This window comes from Aeromonas oralensis (assembly GCF_049665575.1).
Lineage (GTDB): Bacteria > Pseudomonadota > Gammaproteobacteria > Enterobacterales > Aeromonadaceae > Aeromonas > Aeromonas hydrophila.
Genome location: NZ_CP187186.1, coordinates 965244 through 987143, shown reverse-complemented (window position 1 = coordinate 987143; position 21900 = coordinate 965244). Strand labels below are relative to the sequence as shown.

18 protein-coding genes and 3 tRNA genes are annotated in these 21900 nt (G+C 56.5%); 12 read left to right on the top strand and 9 right to left on the bottom strand.

The window, feature by feature from the left end; translation table 11 throughout:
• Positions 1–49: 49 nt before the first annotated feature.
• The 4 genes from ACPDZI_RS04845 to ACPDZI_RS04830 are packed head-to-tail and all read left to right on the top strand — an operon-like array spanning position 50 to position 4631.
• A complete protein-coding gene (locus ACPDZI_RS04845) occupies positions 50–2218 on the top strand; it encodes a methyl-accepting chemotaxis protein (RefSeq protein WP_438834109.1) in 2169 nt (722 codons plus the stop codon).
• Between the two features lie 56 nt (positions 2219–2274).
• On the top strand, positions 2275–3078 hold the full coding sequence (locus ACPDZI_RS04840) for a CheR family methyltransferase (RefSeq protein WP_207138568.1): 804 nt from the start codon (positions 2275–2277) through the stop codon (positions 3076–3078).
• Between the two features lie 10 nt (positions 3079–3088).
• Positions 3089–3559 carry a chemoreceptor glutamine deamidase CheD gene (gene cheD, locus ACPDZI_RS04835; RefSeq protein ID WP_076362279.1) on the top strand — a complete coding sequence of 157 codons (471 nt, stop codon included), beginning with the start codon at positions 3089–3091 and terminating at the stop codon, positions 3557–3559.
• Between the two features lie 10 nt (positions 3560–3569).
• Positions 3570–4631 carry a protein-glutamate methylesterase/protein-glutamine glutaminase gene (locus ACPDZI_RS04830; protein ID WP_207138566.1) on the top strand — a complete coding sequence of 354 codons (1062 nt, stop codon included), beginning with the start codon at positions 3570–3572 and terminating at the stop codon, positions 4629–4631.
• 53 nt (positions 4632–4684) lie between these two features.
• Here ACPDZI_RS04830 and ACPDZI_RS04825 read toward each other — a convergent pair whose 3' ends face one another.
• A complete protein-coding gene (locus tag ACPDZI_RS04825; protein ID WP_438834108.1) occupies positions 4685–5917 on the bottom strand; it encodes a cysteine desulfurase-like protein in 1233 nt (410 codons plus the stop codon).
• Between the two features lie 335 nt (positions 5918–6252).
• Here ACPDZI_RS04825 and ACPDZI_RS04820 point away from each other — a divergent pair.
• From ACPDZI_RS04820 to ACPDZI_RS04805, 4 genes are all read left to right on the top strand, one after another.
• Positions 6253–6337: transfer RNA gene (locus tag ACPDZI_RS04820), tRNA-Tyr, on the top strand.
• A 31-nt stretch (positions 6338–6368) separates the two neighbouring features.
• Positions 6369–6453: transfer RNA gene (locus ACPDZI_RS04815), tRNA-Tyr, on the top strand.
• Between the two features lie 31 nt (positions 6454–6484).
• Positions 6485–6569: transfer RNA gene (locus tag ACPDZI_RS04810), tRNA-Tyr, on the top strand.
• 134 nt (positions 6570–6703) lie between these two features.
• The gene (locus ACPDZI_RS04805; RefSeq protein WP_187268073.1) at positions 6704–6997 is read left to right on the top strand and encodes a hypothetical protein; all 294 of its coding nucleotides are present in this window, start codon (positions 6704–6706) and stop codon (positions 6995–6997) included.
• On the opposite strand, the gene ACPDZI_RS04800 is transcribed toward ACPDZI_RS04805, so the two are convergent.
• A complete protein-coding gene (locus ACPDZI_RS04800) occupies positions 6956–10372 on the bottom strand; it encodes a transporter substrate-binding domain-containing protein (protein WP_438834107.1) in 3417 nt (1138 codons plus the stop codon). The two genes, ACPDZI_RS04805 and ACPDZI_RS04800, sit on opposite strands and share 42 nt — an antisense overlap.
• A 138-nt stretch (positions 10373–10510) precedes the next feature.
• Between ACPDZI_RS04800 and ACPDZI_RS04795 the strand changes: the two genes are divergently transcribed.
• The gene (locus tag ACPDZI_RS04795) at positions 10511–11149 is read left to right on the top strand and encodes a response regulator (RefSeq protein ID WP_187268585.1); all 639 of its coding nucleotides are present in this window, start codon (positions 10511–10513) and stop codon (positions 11147–11149) included.
• A 4-nt stretch (positions 11150–11153) separates the two neighbouring features.
• Here ACPDZI_RS04795 and ACPDZI_RS04790 read toward each other — a convergent pair whose 3' ends face one another.
• The 5 genes from ACPDZI_RS04790 to ACPDZI_RS04770 form a co-directional block, all read right to left on the bottom strand.
• On the bottom strand, positions 11154–12266 hold the full coding sequence (locus ACPDZI_RS04790; RefSeq protein WP_438834106.1) for a hypothetical protein: 1113 nt from the start codon (positions 12264–12266) through the stop codon (positions 11154–11156).
• Between the two features lie 34 nt (positions 12267–12300).
• Positions 12301–12588, bottom strand: coding sequence for a CS1-pili formation C-terminal domain-containing protein (locus ACPDZI_RS04785; protein WP_438834105.1), 288 nt, complete (start codon positions 12586–12588; stop codon positions 12301–12303).
• Entirely contained in the window at positions 12585–14753 is a 2169-nt protein-coding gene (locus tag ACPDZI_RS04780) for a TcfC E-set like domain-containing protein (RefSeq protein WP_438834104.1), read from the bottom strand. Before ACPDZI_RS04780 ends, ACPDZI_RS04785 begins: the two co-directional genes overlap by 4 nt.
• Positions 14754–14820: 67 nt before the next feature.
• A complete protein-coding gene (locus ACPDZI_RS04775; protein ID WP_146062093.1) occupies positions 14821–15312 on the bottom strand; it encodes a CS1 type fimbrial major subunit in 492 nt (163 codons plus the stop codon).
• 29 nt (positions 15313–15341) lie between these two features.
• Positions 15342–16064: a hypothetical protein gene (locus tag ACPDZI_RS04770; RefSeq protein WP_438834103.1), complete on the bottom strand. Its 723-nt coding sequence runs from the start codon at positions 16062–16064 to the stop codon at positions 15342–15344.
• Positions 16065–16315: 251 nt separating this feature from the next.
• Between ACPDZI_RS04770 and ACPDZI_RS04765 the strand changes: the two genes are divergently transcribed.
• The 3 genes from ACPDZI_RS04765 (at position 16316) to ACPDZI_RS04755 (ending at position 18897) form a co-directional block, all read left to right on the top strand.
• A complete protein-coding gene (locus tag ACPDZI_RS04765; RefSeq protein ID WP_146062091.1) occupies positions 16316–17053 on the top strand; it encodes an EAL domain-containing protein in 738 nt (245 codons plus the stop codon).
• Between the two features lie 232 nt (positions 17054–17285).
• Positions 17286–18647: a prephenate-dependent tRNA uridine(34) hydroxylase TrhP gene (gene yegQ, locus ACPDZI_RS04760; RefSeq protein ID WP_017408769.1), complete on the top strand. Its 1362-nt coding sequence runs from the start codon at positions 17286–17288 to the stop codon at positions 18645–18647.
• Position 18648: 1 nt separating this feature from the next.
• Positions 18649–18897 (top strand): YfhL family 4Fe-4S dicluster ferredoxin, encoded by a 249-nt coding sequence (locus ACPDZI_RS04755; RefSeq protein ID WP_005334896.1) that lies wholly within the window; start codon positions 18649–18651, stop codon positions 18895–18897.
• Between the two features lie 83 nt (positions 18898–18980).
• Here the strand turns inward: ACPDZI_RS04755 and alr are convergent, their stop codons facing one another.
• Together alr and dnaB are read right to left on the bottom strand one after the other, a co-directional pair.
• Positions 18981–20054, bottom strand: coding sequence for an alanine racemase (alr, locus tag ACPDZI_RS04750; RefSeq protein ID WP_073349091.1), 1074 nt, complete (start codon positions 20052–20054; stop codon positions 18981–18983).
• Positions 20055–20204: 150 nt separating this feature from the next.
• On the bottom strand, positions 20205–21599 hold the full coding sequence (gene dnaB, locus ACPDZI_RS04745; RefSeq protein WP_049047755.1) for a replicative DNA helicase: 1395 nt from the start codon (positions 21597–21599) through the stop codon (positions 20205–20207).
• Positions 21600–21900 lie beyond the last annotated feature (301 nt).

The window sequence follows — 21900 nt, the reverse complement described above, 5'->3', positions numbered from 1 at the left end:
GAGTGTCGCTCACCACACAGCAATGACATGTCGCACAAGGATAAGGCTCATGACTCAATCATTTTTTGGCAATCTGTTCGGCAACGGCAGCGCTCATGCCTTGCTGCAGGAGCAACTGCTCCAGCTCATTGGCGCAACCCGATCGCTCCAGCAGGGGATCAGACAAGGCGATCAATCGGCCCAGCTTGAGCTGGGTTCGCTCGGCGGCCCGCTGCGGGAGCTCTGTCAGGAGTTCAATACCGTGCTGGCACTGCTGGGGGAGCGCCTTAGCAACACCCTCACTACCATCAGTGCCAACCAGACCCTGTATGACGAAAACCTGCGAGTGCGCAAAGCGCTGGATGGGGCCTCGACCAATGTGATGATCGCCGATACCAATCTCGACATCGTCTATATGAATGAAGCCGTGCTCGCCATGCTGGGCCAGGCCGAATCAGACATTCGCAAGGATCTGCCCAATTTTGATGTCAGACAGCTGATGGGCAAGAACATTGATACCTTCCACAAAGACCCTTCCCATCAGCGCAGCATGCTGGCCAAACTGAACAGCACCTATCGCGCCCAGATAACCGTCGGGGGGCGTATCTTCTCGCTGATCGCCAATCCGGTCTTCAACGATGGCGGCGAACGCCTCGGCTCCGTAGTCGAGTGGGCCGACCGGACCAAGGAGATCGCCATCGAAAACGAGATGAAGGCCGCCAGCGCTGCGGCCAAGATCGCCGCAGCAGAGAGTTTGCGCGTCAAGAAGGCGCTCGATGGCGCAAGCACCAACGTGATGATCGCCGACACCGATCTCAACATCATCTACATGAATGAGTCCGTCAAAGAGATGCTGAGCCTGGCTGAACCGGATATTCGCAAAGAACTCTACAACTTCAATGCAGCCACCCTGATGGGGGCCAACATCGACAGCTTCCACAAAAACCCGGGTCATCAGCGCAGCATGCTGGCCAAGCTGAACAACACCTATCGCACCCAAATCCTGCTTGGCGGGCGCACCTTCTCGCTCATCGCCAACCCGGTGTTTGGCGACGATGGCGAACGACTGGGCTCCGTGGTCGAGTGGTCGGATCGCACCAAGGAAGTCGCCATCGAACGGGAGATGTCGGAGATCGTGCAGGCCGTGATCAACGGCGAACTGCACCGCCGCATGGACCTGACCGGTAAAAGTGGCTTCTTCCAGACCCTGGGAGAGGGCATCAATCGTATCGCAGAGGTGATCGATACCAGCCTCAACGACGTGATCCGGGTGGTGCAATCCCTGGCCAGAGGCGACCTGACCCAACAGGTCGAAGCCGACTACCCCGGAGTGTTTGGCACCACCAAGGACTCCCTCAACCAGACCATCGTCTCGCTGACCAATATCGTTACCGAAGTACGGGGGGCATCCGACAATCTCTCCAGCGCGGCCGAGCAGGTCAGCGCCACTGCCCAGTCCATCAGCCAGTCAAGTAGTGAGCAGGCCTCCAGCATGGAAGAGACCAGCGCCTCCATCGAGCAGATGAGCGCCAGCATCAACCAGAACACCGACAATGCCCAGGTCACCGATGGTATGGCCAGCAAGGCCGCCAAGGAGGCCGTGGAAGGCGGTGAGGCCGTCAAGCTCACGGTCGATGCCATGAAGCAGATCGCCAAGCGGATCGGCATCATCGACGACATCGCCTACCAGACCAATCTGCTGGCCCTCAATGCTGCTATCGAGGCCGCCCGGGCCGGGGATCATGGCAAGGGCTTTGCCGTGGTAGCCGCCGAAGTGCGCAAACTGGCGGAGCGCAGCCAGGTAGCAGCCCAAGAGATCGGCGAGCTGGCCTCTAGCAGCGTCGACATGGCGGAGAAAGCGGGCCGTCTGCTCGATCAGATGGTGCCCTCCATCAACAAGACCTCGGATCTGGTGCAAGAGATCAGCGCCGCCTCCGCCGAACAGTCCACTGGCGTCAGCCAGATCAACATCGCCATGAATCAGCTGAGCCAGGTCACTCAACAAAATGCCTCCTGCAGTGAGGAGCTGGCCGCCACCGCCGAGGAGATGAGCAGCCAGGCCGAACAGCTGCAACTGGCGATGGAGTTCTTCACTCTGGAACAGCACAAGCACGGCGCCAGCCAGAAGGCAGCTGCCCGTGGTGGCCCACGGGGACGCTTCATGCACGATGGCAACGGTCAGGAAGGTATAGGCACCACGCCACGCCCTCACAATGACACCGACTTTGTCCGCTTCTAACCTGATGCGGGTGAGCCAAGCTCACCCGCATCTCGCTCACAGCAGGGAGTTTGCGCGTGTATCAGACCCAGTTGCATGATGATGAATTTGCGCAGTTTCAACGCTGGATCCACCAGACGGCGGGTATCGACTTGTCTCCGGCCAAGAAGGCCCTGGTCGCCAGCCGCCTGTCAAAGCGGCTCTGCCACTACGAGCTGGAGAGCTACGGCGACTATTTCAGCCTGATCATGAATAACCGGGGGACAGAGCTGCAGGTCGCACTCGATCTGCTCACCACCAACGAGACCTATTTTTTCCGCGAACCCAAACACTTTGAATTTCTCGGCAACAAGGTATTGGCACAACTGCCAAAAGAACGGGCGGTGCGGATCTGGAGCGCGGCCAGCTCTTCCGGTGAAGAGCCCTACAGCCTGGCCATGACCCTGGCCGACAATCTGAACCATGGCAGTTGGGAGGTGATCGCCTCGGATATCTCGACCCGAGTGCTGGAGCAGGCCAGAGCAGGGCAATATCCCATCGAGCGGGCCCACAACATCCCACAGCCATTTTTGATGAAGTACTGCCTGAAAGGGATCGGTTTTCAGGAAGGCACCTTCATCATTGATCGCAAGCTGCGCGAGAAGGTGCAGTTTCATCACATCAATCTGAATCAGGAACTACCCGACATCGGACTGTTCGACGTCATCCTGATCCGCAACGTGATGATCTATTTCAACCGGGAGACCAAGGCACAGGTACTGCAACGGTTGGTACCGCGCCTGCACAAGGGAGGTTATCTCATCGTCAGCCATGCCGAGAGCCTGAACGGTCTGCCCCATGGCCTGCAACTGGTATCACCTTCCATCTATCTGAAACCATAAGGGTTTCAAGATGAGAGAGGTCACGCTGCAACCAGGTGAATTCTATTTTGGGCAGGATGACACCATCATCCGCACCCATCTTGGTTCCTGCGTGGCCATTACCATGTGGCATCCGGAACAGAAGCGAGGCGGTATGTGCCACTACATGCTGCCCAGCCGCGGTCACAGCACCATGAGTCTGGACGGCCGCTATGCCGATGAGGCAATCCAGTTATTTATCAATGAGATAAGCAAACATCCCGCCCCCATCCGCGAATACGAGGTCAAGCTGTTTGGCGGCGGCAACATGTTTATCGAACAACAAACGCTCAACACCATGAATGTGGCCATCAAGAACATCAAGGCCGCCTGGCAGCTGACCCAGCACCTGGGCCTGACCATCAAAGCCCACCATCTTGGCCATGCGGGACACAGAAGCCTGATTTTTGAGCTGGCCAACGGCAATGTCTGGGTGCGTCATCACCGCTTGCCACATCGCTAAGGGGACGGGAATGAAACAGATCAAGGTCATGCTGGTGGATGATTCCGCCGTGGTCAGACAGGTATTGCAGGCCATTCTCGAGCAAGAGCCCGACATAAAGGTCATCGCCACCGCGTCTGACCCGCTGTTTGCGCTGGAGAAACTGAAAAAGGAGTGGCCGGACGTGATCGTGCTGGACGTGGAGATGCCGCGCATGGATGGCATCACCTTCCTCACCAAAATAATGGCCGAACACCCCACTCCTGTGGTCATCTGCTCTTCCCTCACCGCAAAGGGGGCGGAAACCACACTGCAGGCCATGGCCGCCGGCGCCGTGGACATCATCACCAAGCCCACCGTCGGCCTGAAAAGCTTTCTGCAGGAGTCGGCGCAGGAGCTGGCCATGGCGGTGCGCGCCGCCGCCCAGGCCAATGTCAGACGACTGACCAAAGTGCCCGCCCCCAGCGTCGCCCCCAAGCTCAACGCCGACGCCATCATGCCCCCCGCCAGCCAGCATTCCATGGCCCAGACCACCGAGCGGATCGTGGCGATCGGAACCTCCACCGGCGGCACTCAGGCGCTGGAAGCTGTGCTGACCACCCTGCCCCGGGTCTGCCCAGGCATTGTCATCGTGCAACACATGCCGGAGAAGTTCACCGCTTCATTTGCCGAGCGGCTCAACAGCCTGTGTCAGATAGAAGTGCGGGAGGCCAAGAGCAATGACAGGGTGATCCCCGGGCTGGCGCTGATCGCCCCCGGCGGCAAGCACATGCTGCTCAAGCGCAGCGGCGCCTACTATCACGTCGACGTGATGGACGGCCCCCTCATCAACCGCCACCGCCCCTCGGTAGACGTACTGTTTCGCTCGGTGGCCAAGTTTGCCGGCGGCAACGCCACCGGCATCATCATGACCGGGATGGGAGATGACGGCGCCCGCGGGTTGCGGGAAATGCTGGAGGCGGGTGCCAATACCTTCGCTCAGGATGAGGCCTCCTGCGTGGTCTTTGGCATGCCCAAGGAGGCCATCAAGCTTGGCGCCGCCCGCCATGTCTTGCCGCTGCAGGATATCCATCACGCCATCGTCGGCCGCTAACAAACTGCAGAGAGATGAGACGACACAGCCCGGCATGACCGGGCTGTTTTATCTCAATGCGGCATATCGTCGAGCAGGGCAAACAGGCGGTCAATCTCGGCCGAGGTGTTGTAGTGCATGCAGCCTATGCGCAGCACCCCATCGCTCACGCCCAGTTGCTCAACCAGTGCCAAGGCATAGAAGTGGCCAGCCCAGCTGCATACCTGATGCTGCCCCAAAAACTCGGCCATTTCGGCCGGGGTATGGCGGTTTGACGTCAAGGCGAAGGTCGGGGTGCGCCCCAGGCTGTCGTGAATGCCGTGCAGGGTGAACCAGGGCCTCTCGGCCAGCTTGGCCAGCAGGTGCTCGCTGAGCTGCCGTTCATGGGCCTGGCTGCGGGCAAACGCCAGATCGAGCCGCTCCTCCAGCCCATGCTCGGTGCCGTCCAACCCGGACAAGGAGGCCAGGTATTCGACGGTGGCCTCCACCCCGGCCAGCGCTTCCCAACTCTGGGTACCTGTCTCCCACTTGTAGGGCGCCACGTTCTTGGCCGGTTCCACCTTGTAGGGAGTGAAATGCGCCAGGTGACGATGCTTGCCGTAGAGAATGCCGAGGTGCGGGCCGAAGAATTTGTAGGCGGAACACCCCAGAAAATCGCAATCCCAGGCCTGCACATCAATACGCTCGTGGGGCGCAAAGTGAACCGCATCCACATAGAGCAAGGCCCCTACCCCGTGCACCGCATCGGCGATGCGAGAGATATCGACCAGGGTGCCGGTGGTATTGGAGGCCGCCGTCACCGCCACCAGCCGGGTCTTGAGCCCCAGCAGACTGAACAGATGCCCATAGTCCAGCCCGCCGGTGGTCACGTCCACTCTTGCCTGATGCACCACCACGCCGCGATCCGCCGCCGCTTGCTGCCAGCTGGAGACGTTGGAGTAGTGATCGAGCGCGGTGACGATGATCTCGTCACCGGCCTGCCACTCCCGCGCCAGCGCTCGGCTGAGCGCAAAGGTCAGGGTGGTGAAGTTGGCGCCAAACACTATCTCCTCTGCCCGCTCAGCCCCCAACAACGTGGCCACCGCCAACCTGGCCCGCAGCGCCTGCTGCTCGGTCACCCTGGCCGAGAAAAAGGGGCCGCCCAGATTGGCGTTGAAGTGACCGAGGTAATCGGTCATGGCGGTGAGTACGGCATGTGGCACCTGAGCGCCACCGGGGCCGTCGAAGAAGATGGGGGCTTTGCCCTCAACCAGTTGATTGAGAGCGGGAAACTGGCCGCGCAACACGGCGATATCGAGAGCCTGCATAGGGAGAGTCCACAATCCATGTTAACAGTTGAATAACATGGCGAGAGTAAAATGCGGCAGCAGCAATGTCCATCAAGGAAGCGGTCAGCCATCACACTTAGAAGAGAAGGTGATTTTTTCAGTACAAAACGCTACTCGACACATGTTGTCTGATGATGCTTCACACCCGCGATGAGTCCTGGATCCGGTCTGACAGCGACAGGGAAGTCGTTGATAAGCGTGAAAAATGAGCGACAAATATCAAAAAATGACCGAATGGCACTTTTTTATCGCCAGATAGGCCCACCAGGGGTTCACAAAGAGCGAAGATCTGATAGTATGCGCCTCGCACTTGGGGAGGGGTTCCCGAGCGGCCAAAGGGATCAGACTGTAAATCTGACGGCTCTGCCTTCGAAGGTTCGAATCCTTCTCCCTCCACCATTCAAGTGCAACAATCAGGAAAATACCCCGTGGAGGGGTTCCCGAGCGGCCAAAGGGATCAGACTGTAAATCTGACGGCTCTGCCTTCGAAGGTTCGAATCCTTCTCCCTCCACCATCTTCCTGAACACAACATGCAAGGCCCCTGTGGAGGGGTTCCCGAGCGGCCAAAGGGATCAGACTGTAAATCTGACGGCTCTGCCTTCGAAGGTTCGAATCCTTCTCCCTCCACCATCATTCAAGAAAACCCGGCCCAGTGCCGGGTTTTCGCTTTTAATGCCTCTATCCATTTGACACTGTCAGATCTGACAATTGCCTGTCGGCCCGCTTTTGGAAACAGTATTGCCATCGCATCAAGAGACATGACCATGTTCGAGATCTGGGATGAAGAGGGACAGGCAACCGGGCTGAGTCTGCCGCAGTTGCAACAACGACTGAGCTGCTATCGGGGTGAAGTGATGGTGCGTTACCTCAACCGAATCGGCCTGCCCACCACCCTGTTTCTGACCGTCGACCAGGGCCTTGCCTATCAGCGCTTCAAGGCCGATACCCCTCTGCTCGACTGGGTTTGGCTGGCACAGGCCGTACAGCCCTCCTCCTCCTCAGATCGCCCTGCATTGTCATCTGAGCGCAGCGGCTTGCTGACCACAATCTCGGGATAGTGCCGCTAGTTCATCGACAAGTTGTTGCAACACAACACGAAAATTCGTCAGCTCCACCTCGCATCGCGCCCGTCCGTGCCTGCGAATATGCTCTTCCAGATGCCATGCCTGATCTGCCACTTCGTCAATCCTCATCATGGCTATCGTTCCCGCCTGTCGATGCACCCAATCTGCAAGCGCCTTGTCATCCTCATGGCTCATGCCAAGGGATTGTTCCAGATCTTGACGAAATGACAGCAGCATTGCCTCAAATGAAGATCCAAATGCAACCCTCAACGCACTGATGTCGAGCAACCTGGGTACCGGCAATATCTGCCACTTCGTCAGCATCTGACGAAGTCCGTCCATGAGCACGGGCTTGCCAAGTACATCATTCATACCGGCCGCCAGACAGCGCTGCGTCTGCTCCGGCAGTACGCTGGCCGTCATGGCAATGATTGGGAGATGTGCCAGCTCCTCGGTGGCTCGCACCCGGCGGGTGAACTCATAACCATCCATCACCGGCATCTGGCAATCACACAAGATCAGGTCATAGCGGTGAAAAGCCAGCATAGCGAGCGCCTGTCGACCATTTTCAGCCAGATCGCACTGCAGATTGAGCTGTTTGAGCTGGCGCTGTACCAAAACCTGATTCAGGTGGTGATCCTCGACGACCAGCAATCGCTGCTGCAACAGTGGTTCATCCGTTCCACCAGACAGAAAATCGGACGGCAGTTGCTCTGCCAAGCTCAGCTGGCGATAACAGACATCTCTCACGGCCTGCCAAGTCAGGGGATTACTGTTGAGGCAATGATGGCCATCATCACAAAGCTGATAACCCAGCACACTGCCAAGCGGCGCGACCCGGATGGCGGCCGGCTCATTCAGGTCACCAAACAGCAAGTCTGCGCCCTGCGGGGCTTCACACAACTGCAGCCCCAGCGACAACAGATGCAGCCGCAGCGTGTGGCGCAGTTTGCCATCCGGCAATGCCATAAAGGCACTCAGCCCCGCCAGCTTGGGATCAGTCTCGTGGTGCGCTTCCAGTACCAAGGGGATGGACAATCCGATATGAGTCCCCAACCCTGGTGCGCTCTCAAGGCTCAATCGCCCCCCCATCAGTTCTGCCAGCGTCCGGCTGATACTGAGACCAAGTCCAGTTCCCCCATAACTGCGGGTCGTGGCGCCATCCGCCTGCTCAAACGCATTGAAAATCCGGGCCTGTACATCAGCACTCATGCCAATGCCGGTATCCTGTACACCAAACAGCAACCTCTGCTGTCGCTCTGTCTGTGCCTCCAATCTGATCGACAGTTCAATAAATCCGTATTCGGTGAACTTGATGGCATTGCTCAACAAATTGAACAACACCTGTTTCAGACGCAGCGTATCGCCATGAAAACGTGCTCCGACCCAATCGTCGACTTGCAAGTAAAGTTGCAATCCTTTGCGCTGCAACTCGCTGCTGGTCATGGTGAGCGTGTTGTCGATGAGCTCGCGCAGCAAGAAAGAGGTGGGAGCCAGCCTCATCTTGCCGGCATCCAGCTTGGAATAATCCAGCACATTGCCTATCAGCTGGAGCAGCCCTTCCGCCCCCTGATTGATGATGCCCACCATCTGGCGCTGCTCAGGATCCAGCGAGGTAAAACGCAGCTGTTCCGCCATGCCGATGATGCCGTTCATGGGGGTCCGGATCTCGTGGCTCATGGTGGCGAGGAAATCGGCCTTCTGCCTGGCGGCCAGCTCAGCCTCCTCCTTGGCGGAGGCAAGATCGGCCTCCACCTCGCGCCGTCGGGTTATCTCCTGGCGCAGGTGAAAATAGGCAATGGAGAGGGACAACACAAAGAGAGTAATGCAGACACCGATAGGGATCAGAGTTCGCATCAGCTTGTGCCACGAAACACCTTCGTTGTAATTCACCGCCAACCAGGTATTACGGATCTGCCGCTTTTCCTTGTCACTCATGCTGGCCAATACGCGGTTGATGAGCGGCAGCAGTGGGGCATAGGCATCTCTCACCGCGACCGCCAGCTCATCTCGGAAAGGTGTGGGTGCCACTATGTGCAGCGAATCATCAAACCGCTCGTTGATAAGCCGTGATATCACCGCCAGATTGCCCATGTAGGCATCCCCCTTGCCAGCCGCCAACATGGCCAACCCCTCTTCCGGGCTTTCAACTATGGTGATACGAATATCCGGAATACGCTCTCGCACACCCGCAATCAGCATGCTGTCGGTCAACAGCACATGCTTGCCGGCAAGATCGGCAAAACCACCAAGCGTAGTGCTGCCACGATACATGGCGATGATCACCGGAAAGGAGGCGATTGGCTGGCTTACCTGCCAGCCCGTTACACGCTGGCTTATCCGGACAGGAATAATCGCCAGATCAGCCTCTTGATGTAGCAGAGCCTGCAATAGTTGGGGCCAACTCTGATCGGCGCGATATTGGTAAGCCAAACCAAGCTTCTCTTTGAATACATCCAGATAGTCAACGATCAAGCCCGTCAGCTTGCCCCCGTTGTCGGTATAGGAAAATGGCATCCATCCCGGGATAAAACCCAACCTGAGCGGCGGCAGACGAGAGAGCCACTCTCGTTCATCGGGCCTGAGCAAGAAGCCGCTATGCCCCTGAAAACTCAAACTGCTGTCACCCAGCCAGCTTTGCTCCAGAGCACTGCGCTCCTCTACCGTCAGCGCCTGAATCGCGGTATCAAACCGAATCCCCAGTCTGGATTTATGTTTGCTGATACCAAGGTGCAGGCTCTCCATCAGCAAGGGGGCCTGGGCGACCACAGCCAGCTCGGGATGCTGAGCAATGAATTGATTGGTGACGTGTAGATTGCCGATATAGGCATCGGCTCGCTTATCCAAAACAGCCTGCAGGGCCGAATCGGTATCCTGGAACAGCAGACGAGAGACATCCGGGTAGTGGGATCTCACCAACTTTTCAGTAAGAAACCCGGCCTCTATGGCCATTCGAGATTTACTTAACCCACTGACGTCTCTAAAAAAAGGAGAATCGTGCCTGACCACCACCACAGTTGGAGAAGAGTAATAAGGGCGACTGTATGTCACACATTTGCGTTCATCCGCGCGAAAGGCATCCAGCAGAATATCAACCTGCCCCGCACAACTTGCCGCATATAATTGGTTCCAATCAGGATATGCTTTCCACTCAATATGGTAATCAAGGTTCTTGGCCAATATGGTTATCAGCTCGACACTGAATCCGCTGGCATTATATCCATCCCACTGCTGAAATGGCCCCCACCCACCCAGCAATAACCCGACTTTTACTGTTGGTAATGTGTTTTTATTGTGCGCTAACGTTGTCTTTGTGAATATGCAAAAATTAAATAGCAATATGACGATTATGCATCGAGATATAGTCACGTTAGAACACCTTATCGTGCCAATCCAGAAAGAAGTGACATCATATCCAAGCTCGAAAAAATGCGGCGTGCAAAGTAGTATAGAAGTGAAATGTTTGATAGTGTAAATATTATTCGCCGTTTTATATGGGGCTCATCCATGTCTTTCAAGATCATTCTGGCCGATGACCATCCACTGATTATAGCTGGTATTCGTAGCCTAATTGCAGAGAGCCAACCTGGTTGCGAAATTGTTGCTGAAGCTCATCAAGTAACTGAATTATTAAAAACATTACGGCAACATACCTGTGATCTTTTGATCACTGACTTCAGCATGCCTGGTGATTCGCGCTGCGATGGTCTGGTCATGATTCAGCAATTAATCAGAGACCACCCCAGCTTGCCAATTATTGTGCTTACTCAAGTACAAAATGCTGGTGTGTTACAGTCGTTGCTCCATGCGGGTATTCGTGGCGTTCTGCTTAAAAAGTCCGTCCTAAGTGAACTTTCTGATGCAATTAATCATGTATTGGCTGGCCAAGAATATATTGGCAGTTCAGTCAAACAACTTCTGGCTGAAGGCGGGCTAATCCATAACAGCCCGCAGGCGCAGCTCACCCCTAAAGAAAGCGAGGTGGTGCGCCTATTATCCAGCGGTATGTCTGTAACCCAGGTTGCACAGTATCTTAATCGCAGCATCAAGACGATTAGTACTCAAAAGAAAAATGCCATGCTGCGTCTGGGTATAAAAAGTGACAGTGAACTGTTCTTTTATGCAAAGAAGAGTGGATTGCTATGATCCGTCACCCAGCACCAACGGGCATCTTGGCATCAATAACCAGAGTCACCATACCTTTGTATTTAGCCCCAGGTCTCTTCAACATTTCATTGGTATTTTGTCGATTGACCTCAAAAACAAATGAGTCATAGATACTGCCATCACTCTCTTTGAAAAAGGTCTTGCTGGATGGACTTAACACGAAACGACCAGAATTGGTTTGCCTGAAAATAGTCAAAGGTACAGCATGCTGCCCCTGCTCATTTCGAATTTCACATTGCTCATTACTTGCACTTTTATATTGACAGATGAGACCAATCCAAAATGGTGAATCACTCGAGATCCTTACCGGCAGGCTTGCAAGGAGTCCTTTTTCTGACTTGGTATCATGCCAGCCTTTTGGGGGCGACAATGTGACGCGGCTCGCCGCAGCAGGAAATTGAACTTTCATCTGATTTCTCACAACAAGGGAGAGCTCAATATCGATCACTGAGGGACTCCGATATATTGAGTCAGTATAGTCCATATCCTTAGCACTACCGACCGTCAAAGTTAAATTTCCTTGATACCTGCCATTGGCAATGGCCCCGATGTTAGTTGGCACCAACCTATATCCAAAGTAAATCTTTTTTATATAACCTGTTGTTGGAAAAATAAAATGTGGGTATAGCTTTGAATAACAACTGCCGCCACTTTTTTGAGCATTTTCATTTATTGAATAAAAAACTGTCTTGATACCTTGACTGATATTTGAACCTACTAAACGACATTGTGATGATGAGTCTACCTGGTAGGCATCACCTATATCAACGTTAAAGTCATGAAGGGTATAGCCAGTATGTGTAAACATAAAGCTCATATTTAAGACACTACCTGCCTCATTAACTAATTGTATCGTTTTTTCTTTGGGAAAAGCATGATGAAAAAAACGCTCCCATACTCGCCATGAAAGCCCATTGAAGATTGGCTTATCTATATCAGCATCAATCGCTACCACGCGGGATACATTGTCATCACAAAAAAATGGCAAAGGTAACGAAGTACAAGGATCTGTTATCCGAAACTCATTCTCACCAGGTCTACTTATGGATTGCGAATATTCAGCATTGATCTTCACTACGACAGCATGTGCCGTCATGAATGGCATCCACAAACATATTGCTAACAGTATTTTATTCATAACGTAATGAACTCAAAGTGGTATCACTCTTCTGGCACGGCAAATCACCGAGCAGCATGATATCTCGTTGCAACAGGACAGGTTCTGCATCGATGGTTATTTCACATCTCTGTGAGCCATCCATTTCCATCCGTAACACGGGATTGCGGGCGCTCATTTCTACCGCAAAAAAGCCGTCCGCTTCAGTCACGGTGCGACCCGCGTGGTTGACCACCATGGCGCCTCTCAAAGGCGCACCCTGCTCATCCAACAAGCGACCGATGACGGTGACTGTCTTCATGACCCTGACTTTGTGATAGGCCACCCCCCCTTGTTGAGGTGATAGGGCAACACGTTGGGTCGAATGCTCATGGAAGGCGCATCATGGCCGGTCAGATCCAGTTGTACCGCACTGTTGCGGTAGGCGGTAACGGGGACCAGATTGCGACCCGGTTTAAGCTGCGTGTGCCGCCCCTGTTCATCATCCGCCTGTAACGCCAGCTCAGGCATATCGGACTCCACATCAACGATTATCCCTGCTTCATACCCTTGCGGTTGCCCGGTCATTGCCAGACTCCCGTCGTCACCCAGTGCCATGGTGCTATCCAGATTGAGCCCACCACTGACGGCATGGTTATAGGAAGAGGATTGCAAGTGGGCGTCACCGCTCAGCCGCGTCCCCTCAAAATGGGCATATCCAGCCGAGCCAACCCCGTAGCTATCAGTCGTCAAACTGCCCCCAACGCTTCTCAGTGCCCCCCATTCCAGCAACTGCTGATAACTGAGTGAACCATTGCGTTCCTGCCCACCGGAGCGGGACGTCCGGCTACCGAGGCCGATGGCCAGCAGACTGCGATCGCCTCCCAGGCTCATGCTCAAAGAGAGCATGCCGCCCCGATCACGGGCATGAGCCGTGCTGACACTGCCCGGTCTATCGAACACCGTCAGCCCCCAGCTCACGGTCTGATCGAACATCTCGCCGTTATAACGCCACCCCAGATCTGCGCCCGTCCCGTAGTCAGGTTGATGCGACAAATAGAGGTTGGCAGAGTGGTTGTCGTTGAGACGCTGCTGCAGTGACAGGTTGCTTTGGGTCATGTTGATAGCCTCTCCCTGCCCAACATGACGCTGCTGCTGGTGGCCCAGCACCAAACTGCCGGAACCATAGTGATAGAGCAGTTGCATATCGAAGCCATGCCCTATCTCTTGGGTAGTCATTAGATTGCCAATCAAACGCCACTGCTCATCCAGCCCCCAGTCAGCCGACAAGCCGTGCTGCCAGCGCTCATCGATATACTGGCTGGATGCTCCTATGATGACTGACGGGGCCAACAGATGATTGACCATGACCCCGCCGCTCGGGCTGTGGGTCTCCACTTCATCCCAGTTGCTGAGCAAGCGGGTCTGCTGACCAGCAAACAGGTTGAAACGCCATGCCTCATCGGGGTTTTGCCAGTTCATCGGTTTGTAGATCATCTCACGCCGCCGTTCGGTAATCTGGCCGTCTTCCAGCACTCTCAGTTCCACTTCGTAGATGCCCTCAGGCAACACCTTGGTATCCAGCGCCTGCAGTCCCGCACTCACCTGTTGCGAGTTGATCAGCAACCCGTCCCGGTAGATCTCGACCATGCCAGGCCGGCTCGGGGTAACATGGATGGGCGTTGCGCTCGCCTGGCCTTGCTCGATCAATAAGGTATCGGAATCCCCCAGCATGACCCCCAGCACGGTAGGGGTACGCCCACCAAACAATGGCGGCTGACGAACCAATCCTTGTGCATAAGGCGAGAAATAACCCAGCCGATAGAAACGGCCAGCCCCCTCATGTTCGGCATAAAATTGCTGCACATAGTGCAGCGTGCCCTCACCATTACCGGACTGGCTCAGCTCTCCTTCCAGCAAAGGGGTCCATTGGCCCAGGCTACCCTGGGCCGTCAGGTTGTAGCGACCACTGCGCTGTTCGCCTTCCCCTTGGCTGATGTTCAACCGGTGGCGCAGCAAGGCCCCGTAACTTCCCTCATCCGGCAGAGAATGGTAACGGGACGACAGGCGTCCTTTCTCCACATTGGCGGTCAAAATGGATAGCTGGGAGTTTTCAAGGCTATATTCCAGCGCCAGAACACCGTTATTGCACTTTTGCTGACAAGGCCCCAGTTGATGAGGACTGGCCAAAATCTGGCTCCATTGCTGACGATCCCGTTCACTCAACTCCGATTCGTGACTGTCCGTCAGGGTCAGCAGTTGCACACTGGTATCTTTGCCCAGCACTACCTCCCCCTCTCCCAGCAGCTGTCCATCGACCAGAACACGTACCGCCAACGGGACACCGAAGAAGTGATCGGCAAAGTCATCAGGCAAGCTTTCCGCTTGCTGCAAAAGATCGAGAGGCTGCGTGGCGCGAGCACAGTTGGCCCAGACCAGAGATCCCACAACCATCAGGGCGGACAGGAACAAGAAATACGGCGACACGACCCATCTCACTTTTCAAGACGCAGACAAAAAGGCTCCCTGCGACAGGGAGCCTGAACAGGACGACTTATGCGCCGCCCTTGGGAGCTTCTGATTCAAAAATCATGTTGACTACCCCCTGATAATTGCCGGGTTTGTAGCCATTGACGGGCGCATCAGCAGGGATGACTTCCAGCTCGAGCTGCTTGCCGGTTCTGGCATCGTCAGCCCCCATCACTTCGACCGAGGTCGTCGACAACGCTACGCCACCAATCTTGATGTTCAGCGAAATATTGTCATTGCCACTGGCCATGACCGCCGGGTTGGTCAAATAACCGGTGATGGCGCCAATGGTGCTCTTTGCATCCATCTGCTTGCTCAGCTTGTCCAGCTTCTTGGTGTAAGGGTTGTAGGCCAGCTTCTGCGGCGTGCTTATCCAGTTGTCACCACCGGTCGGCTGTACATAGAACGCCTCGGTCGGGATCTGGGCGGTCACAGTGACCTGATGTTCAACCCGCTCTGCCGCCATCAGATTGGCTGACACCAGCATGGCCAGGGGCGCAGCTATCCATACTTTCATTACTCTCTCCTCTCTCGGATATGGAAACATCAGTGACCAATCACCATGTTTCTGCTCTTGTCACCCTCTATCAGTGCAAACCGATAAAGGTGATTTCTTTTCTTCATCAACTGCTTTTTCATATTGGGCAGCAAATGAATTTTGCTCGGGGTCGAACAGTGTGTTTTCCGTGCATTACACTCTTCAAAAAAATCCATCACTATGGTGGCATTGCCCTTATTTATGATGGTGGTCATGGCATCATCTTTTATTACGCGGGTATCGAAGCGACTCTCCTTTGGCATGACAAACAGAATAGAACCAAACCCGGTCAATATATTTACGCCCGCCGATACCTGCATCTCACTGGCTGGCTGTGAACCTGCATCCAGTTCGAATCCATCCTCCGCTTTGGGCAGAACAGGAATAAATCGAATACGAAAATAGCGTTCTCTGTCGCGCTCGCCCATAAACAGCAGTCGTGTAGCCTGCACTCCATTGGCAGGAATAATGAGCCTGGAGGGGCTTGCTACAAGCGCCCGGCTCCCTTCGCTTAGCTCCGGCGACTCCCGTGGCTGGCCGGTGCTATCATAGGTAATCTCGTGAATGGCAACCTTCACGAACGCCGTCGAATCCCCTTGGTTGCGAACTCGTTTCAAATAGGTACTCTGCTGTCCAGGCATATAGTCATAAAGAGTGCCGATACTGATCTCTGCCGATGCAACAGCGCTGCCGCTGAGCAGCAAAAAAAAGATAAAATATATTTTTCCCATTACTGTTCCAGATATTTTCTTATACCGACAGGTATGAGCAGGCCATCAACAAAATGAAATATTGAGGCTCTTCAATTGTCATCCCGCCATATATTTACCCAGCCAGTTTATGACGCGAATGAAACAGCGTTAATCAGAAAAGTCCTATATTGACATTATTGATTTGACTCGATTATCAGACGATTCCTACAGGCTTTGCCGGCCTCTTCTGCTGTATTATCCGCAGCCATATCCGTCAACAGGTGAGTGCCATGTTTGCATTTCAAGAAGAGTACCCAATAAGTGACATGGCAAGCATCGCGGCCGCCGAGCTTGCTGTGCCGTTTTATCAGCCGATCATCGGTCGGGATCATCAGGTCAAGGGTTATGAGGTACTGGCCAGACGCTGGGAGCCGGCCCAGCAGAGCTATCAGGGCATCGACTTTGCCTCCCTCAGTGAGGATCAATCCCTGCATCTGGATATCGTCATGCTCAGGGCCATCATGCGGGATCTGCCGACCCTGGCGCAGGCCGGCCCCTATCTGCTCTCCATCAACCTCAATCCGGCCTTGTGTAGCCCGACCTATCAGAACCTGTTGCTGCTGGTGTTGATCCAGGCGCGCAAACTGGGGATCGAGATCTGGTTCGAGGTGCTGGAACAGGCCCCGCTGCAGCGACAGCACAGGGCGCTGATCGAGGTACTGCGCAGCCACGGTGCCCATATCGCCTGCGATGACTTTGGCACCCTGGAGTGCAACTTCCAGCGCATGCTGGCGCTGCCCTATGAGATCATCAAACTGGATCGATCCCTGCTGCTGCAAGCCAGCAAGACGCCCCACGCCCTGCGCATGCTGACCGGTCTGGTGGAATACCTGCAGCGGCTCGGCATGAAGGTGGTGTGCGAAGGGGTCGAAACCCTGCAGCACATCGAGACAGCCAACCGCCTCGGTTGTGACTATCAGCAAGGCTACGCCTACGCCATGCCCTCCCCCCTCTCTCGCTGGGCCTGAACCGCCCATTTTTGGCCGCCGACTCGCGCCGGGGACATTCCCCTGCCAAATTGCATGATACGGTGAGGGCGAGTACAATCTCGCACCCCGTTTATCCGGTGCATGCTGCTGCAGCACGGATATGCCGTTATCGGGTCGCGCCGAGCGAGTATCCACTCCCGGCGTAGCTCAACCCATACGGCGCCATCAGGTGGCGCCGTCCTGATTTGCAATCAGATACGAAGAGTCCGCCATGTTTAAACCAGAATTGCTCTCCCCCGCAGGTTCCCTCAAGAACATGCGTTACGCCTACGCCTATGGCGCCGATGCCGTCTATGCCGGTCAGCCCCGTTACAGCCTGCGGGTGCGCAACAACGAATTCGATCACGAGAATCTGCAGCTCGGTATCAACGAAGCCCATGCCCTCGGCAAACAGTTCTACGTGGTGGCCAACATCCAGCCCCACAACTCCAAACTCAAGACCTTCATCCGCGACATGCGTCCGGTGGTGGAAATGAAGCCGGATGCGCTGATCATGTCCGACCCCGGTCTCATCATGATGATGCGCGAAGCCTTCCCGGACATGCCTATTCACCTGTCGGTGCAGGCCAATGCGGTCAACTGGGCCACGGTGAAGTTCTGGCATCAGATGGGCCTGACCCGGGTCATCCTCTCCCGCGAACTGTCGCTGGACGAGATCGAGGAGATCCGCATGCAGGTGCCGGAGATGGAGCTGGAAGTGTTCGTCCACGGGGCGCTGTGCATGGCCTACTCCGGCCGCTGCCTGCTCTCTGGCTACATCAACAAGCGTGACCCCAACCAGGGCACCTGCACCAACTCCTGCCGCTGGGAGTACAAGGTGCACGAAGGCAAGGAAGATGACGTGGGTCAGATCGTCCACCGTCAGGAGCCCATCGCCATCCGCCCGGACAACACCCTGGGCCTTGGCAAACCGACCGATGCGCTGGTGCTGCTGGAAGAGTCCAACCGCCCGGGCGAGTACATGAGCGCGTTCGAAGACGAACACGGCACCTACATCATGAACTCCAAGGACTTGCGCGCGGTCGAGCACGTCGAACGACTGACCAAAATGGGCGTGCACTCGCTGAAAATCGAAGGCCGCACCAAGTCCTTCTACTACTGCGCCCGCACCGCCCAGGTCTATCGCAAGGCCATCGACGATGCGGTCGCCGGCCGGCCGTTTGACCGCAGCCTGATGGGCACCCTCGAAAACCTGGCCCACCGCGGCTATACCGAGGGCTTCCTGCGCCGTCACAACCACAGCGAATACCAGAACTACGACTACGGTTACTCCGTCTCCGACACCCAGCAGTTCGTTGGCGAGATCACCGGTCGCAACGGTGACATGGTGGAAGTCGAGGTGAAGAACAAGTTCCTGGTGGGCAACAGCCTGGAGCTGATGACCCCGCAGGGCAACCTCAGCTTCAATCTGGAGCAGATGCAGAACCGCAAGGGCGAGCTCATCGACACCGCACCGGGCAACGGCCACGTGGTCTATGTACCGGTGCCGAAGGAAGTGGACGTTGACTACGGCATCCTGCTGCGCAACCTCGGTGAGCGCCAGGATACCCGTCAGCCACACTCGGCCGCCTGAGATGGCACTGCTCATCACCGACAAGTGCATCAACTGTGACATGTGCGATCCCGAGTGTCCGAACCAGGCCATTAGCCTGGGCGAGGAGATCTACGAGATCGACCCCAGTCGCTGCACCGAGTGCGTCGGTCACTACGAGAAGCCGACCTGCATCAGCGTCTGCCCCATCGACTGCATCATCTGGGATCCCGCTCACGTGGAGACCGAAGATCAACTGATGGAGAAGTTTGTGCGGATGCACAGGCAGTAAAACATCGGTAATCCCCAGGTCGCTGACGACACATAAAAAAAGCCCCGCATGCGGGGCTTTTTGACGTTTGGCGCTCACGGCACCTAGACGTATTCCATAAAGACACGGGAGGTAAGCTTGGTGATGAGCTCGTAGGGGATGGTACCGATCTGGTCGGCCACCCGCTCTACCGGTAGCCCTTCACCCCACAGCACCGCCTCGTCGCCGGCCTTGTCGGTGGCGCCGGGGCCGAGATCCACCGTAGTCATGTCCATGGAGACCCGCCCCACCAGCGGCACGATGCGGCCGTTGACCAGCACCGGCGTGCCGTTGGGGGCCATGCGCGGATAACCGTCGCCATAGCCGATGGCAATCACCCCGAGCCGGGTATCGCGATCCGACACCCAGTTGGCCCCATAGCCCACCGGCTCGCCCGCCTTGTGATCCCGCACTGCAATCAGTTGTGTCTTGAGGGTCATCACCGGCTGCAGGTCGTAATCGGCCGCCACCGTATTGGGGAAAGGGGAGACGCCGTAGAGGATGACGCCGGGGCGCACCCAGTCGCAGTGGGAATCCGGCCAGGCCAGGATGCCCGCCGAGTTGGCCATGGCCCGCTCGCCCAGAAGCGGCGCGGTCAACTTGCTGAACAAGTCGATCTGCTCGCGGGTGGTGGGCTGCTCCAGCTCATCGGAGCGGCTGAAGTGGGTCATGATGTTGAACGGTTGAACCACGTTCTTGCACCTGGCGAGCCGCTCGATAAAGGCAGGCATCTCGTCGGCCCGCACGCCGAGGCGGTGCATGCCGGTGTCGAGCTTGAGCCAGGCCACCACTGGGGCAGGCAGATCAGCCTGTTCCAGCGCCTCGAGCTGCTCCCAGGTGTGCACAGCGGTCTGCAGGTTGTTGGCCGCCAGCACCGGCAGGTCGGCCGCGCTGAAGAAGCCTTCCAGCAGTACGATGGGCTTGACCACGGCGCAGGAGCGCAGCATCAGCGCCTCTTCGATGCGGGCCACCGCGTAGGCGTCCGCATCCACCAGGGTGCGGGCGACCGGCAGCAGCCCATGGCCATAGGCGTTGGCCTTGACCACGGCAATAATCTTGCATTGGGGGGCGTGGCGTTTCACCACGGCTAGGTTGTGGCGCAGGGCCGCGGTATTGATTTGGGCGATAGCCGCTTTCATCTGTTTTCCCTTACGAGGGCATGATAACGCGCGAACGCGCCAGGCACCGGGGGGTGTCAGCCCTTAATTGTCATCGTCTAAGGCCGGACCGGCAGAATTGTCGAACCGGGAAAACTGTTTCTGGATACCGGGAGCAGGCTCCCGGCTTACTTAGTAGTCATCATCAAACGCCGGGCCCGCGTAGTTGTCAAAACGCGAGAACTGACCCTGGAAGGTGAGGCGCACTCGTCCTATGGGACCGTTACGCTGCTTGCCGATGATGATCTCGGCGATCCCCTTGTCCGGGCTGTCGTCGTGGTAGACCTCGTCGCGGTAGATGAACATGATCAAGTCCGCATCCTGCTCGATGGAGCCCGATTCCCGCAGATCCGAGTTGACCGGGCGCTTGTCGGCCCGCTGTTCCAGGCTTCGGTTCAGCTGGGAGAGCGCCACCACCGGGCACTGCAGCTCTTTCGCCAGCGCCTTGAGGGAACGGGAGATTTCACCGATTTCCAGAGTACGGTTGTCAGACAGCGCCGGCACCCGCATCAGTTGCAGGTAGTCCACCATGATCATGCTGATGCCGCCGTTGTCCCGTGCCACCCGGCGAGCGCGCGAACGCACTTCGGTCGGGGTCAGGCCGGAGGAGTCATCGATGTACATCTTCCCCTTCTCCAGCAGCAGCCCCATGGTGGAGGAGAGCCGCGCCCAATCCTCGTCGTCGAGCTGACCGGTCCGCACCTTGGTCTGGTCGATGCGCCCCACCGAGGCGAGCATACGCATGATGATCTGCTCGGAGGGCATCTCCAGGGAGAAGATCAGCACCGGCTTGTCGGCGGTGAGGGCCGCGTGCTCGCACAGGTTCATGGCAAACGTCGTCTTACCCATGGAGGGACGGGCCGCGACGATCACCAGATCCGAGCGCTGCAGGCCGGCGGTCATCTTGTCGAGATCACCGTAACCACTCGCCACCCCGGTCACCCCGTTGTGGGGCGTCTTGAACAGCTCTTCAATCTTGTCGACGGTCTGTTCGAGAATGAGCTTCAAGGGCTGAGGGCCCTCGTTGGCACTGGTGCGCTGCTCGGCGATCTGGAATACCTTGCTCTCGGCCAGGTCCAGCAGATCATTGGAGGTGCGCCCCTGCGGCTCGTAGCCCGCTTCGACTATCTCGTTGGCGACCGAGATCATCTCCCGCACGACCGCCCGCTCACGCACGATCTCGGCGTAGGCACTGATGTTGGCGGCACTCGGGGTGTTCTTGGCGATCTCCACCAGATAGGCGAAGCCACCGGCCTCTTCCAGCTGTTCGGAGCGCTCCAGCTCCTCCTGCAAGGTGATGAGATCGATGGGGTTGCCCGCATTGGAGAGGCGGGTCATGGCCTGGAAGATCAGCCTATGCGGGCGGCTGTAGAAATCCTTGTCGATCACCCGCTCGGCGACCCGATCCCAGGCCTCGTTGTCCAGCATCAGGCCGCCCAGTACAGACTGTTCGGCCTCAAAAGAGTGGGGAGGTACTTTCAGCTGTTGTGTCTTGGCGTCTTTTTTCGCCGTCACTTGCTCTGCCATACACATAAAAACCGCAGCGGGAAGGGGACGGGAATTTTACAAAAGAAACCCCGTCATCGCGAGTGCAAATGCACGCTATTCACTTCTGTCAGCCACAACCGCCCTCCTGATGGTTGTTGACGCCGCCTGTCGATGAAATCCGTCTCGCATTCATACAATCATGAAGGGCCAGACCAGGGTCTGATCCTGCGGTTTGGCTCTCGCCTTGTTGCGCAGTTTGCGCTCCTTGCGGCTCGGTCGTCGACTTTTCATGGCCTGTCTCCTCGCAACGCCCCCGATCGGGGCAATCTGTTCATGAATA

What these genes read in the sequence shown, in the direction of transcription:
- ACPDZI_RS04845 (WP_438834109.1), top strand. Translation starts at nt 50, where the DNA reads ATGACTCAATCATTTTTTGGCAATCTGTTCGGCAACGGCAGCGCTCAT.
- cheD (WP_076362279.1), top strand. Translation starts at nt 3,089, where the DNA reads ATGAGAGAGGTCACGCTGCAACCAGGTGAATTCTATTTTGGGCAGGAT.
- ACPDZI_RS04830 (WP_207138566.1), top strand. Translation starts at nt 3,570, where the DNA reads ATGAAACAGATCAAGGTCATGCTGGTGGATGATTCCGCCGTGGTCAGA.
- ACPDZI_RS04825 (WP_438834108.1), bottom strand. Translation starts at nt 5,917, where the DNA reads ATGCAGGCTCTCGATATCGCCGTGTTGCGCGGCCAGTTTCCCGCTCTC.
- ACPDZI_RS04805 (WP_187268073.1), top strand. Translation starts at nt 6,704, where the DNA reads ATGTTCGAGATCTGGGATGAAGAGGGACAGGCAACCGGGCTGAGTCTG.
- ACPDZI_RS04795 (WP_187268585.1), top strand. Translation starts at nt 10,511, where the DNA reads ATGTCTTTCAAGATCATTCTGGCCGATGACCATCCACTGATTATAGCT.
- ACPDZI_RS04790 (WP_438834106.1), bottom strand. Translation starts at nt 12,266, where the DNA reads ATGACGGCACATGCTGTCGTAGTGAAGATCAATGCTGAATATTCGCAA.
- ACPDZI_RS04785 (WP_438834105.1), bottom strand. Translation starts at nt 12,588, where the DNA reads ATGAAGACAGTCACCGTCATCGGTCGCTTGTTGGATGAGCAGGGTGCG.
- ACPDZI_RS04775 (WP_146062093.1), bottom strand. Translation starts at nt 15,312, where the DNA reads ATGAAAGTATGGATAGCTGCGCCCCTGGCCATGCTGGTGTCAGCCAAT.
- ACPDZI_RS04770 (WP_438834103.1), bottom strand. Translation starts at nt 16,064, where the DNA reads ATGGGAAAAATATATTTTATCTTTTTTTTGCTGCTCAGCGGCAGCGCT.
- ACPDZI_RS04765 (WP_146062091.1), top strand. Translation starts at nt 16,316, where the DNA reads ATGTTTGCATTTCAAGAAGAGTACCCAATAAGTGACATGGCAAGCATC.
- yegQ (WP_017408769.1), top strand. Translation starts at nt 17,286, where the DNA reads ATGTTTAAACCAGAATTGCTCTCCCCCGCAGGTTCCCTCAAGAACATG.
- ACPDZI_RS04755 (WP_005334896.1), top strand. Translation starts at nt 18,649, where the DNA reads ATGGCACTGCTCATCACCGACAAGTGCATCAACTGTGACATGTGCGAT.
- alr (WP_073349091.1), bottom strand. Translation starts at nt 20,054, where the DNA reads ATGAAAGCGGCTATCGCCCAAATCAATACCGCGGCCCTGCGCCACAAC.
- dnaB (WP_049047755.1), bottom strand. Translation starts at nt 21,599, where the DNA reads ATGGCAGAGCAAGTGACGGCGAAAAAAGACGCCAAGACACAACAGCTG.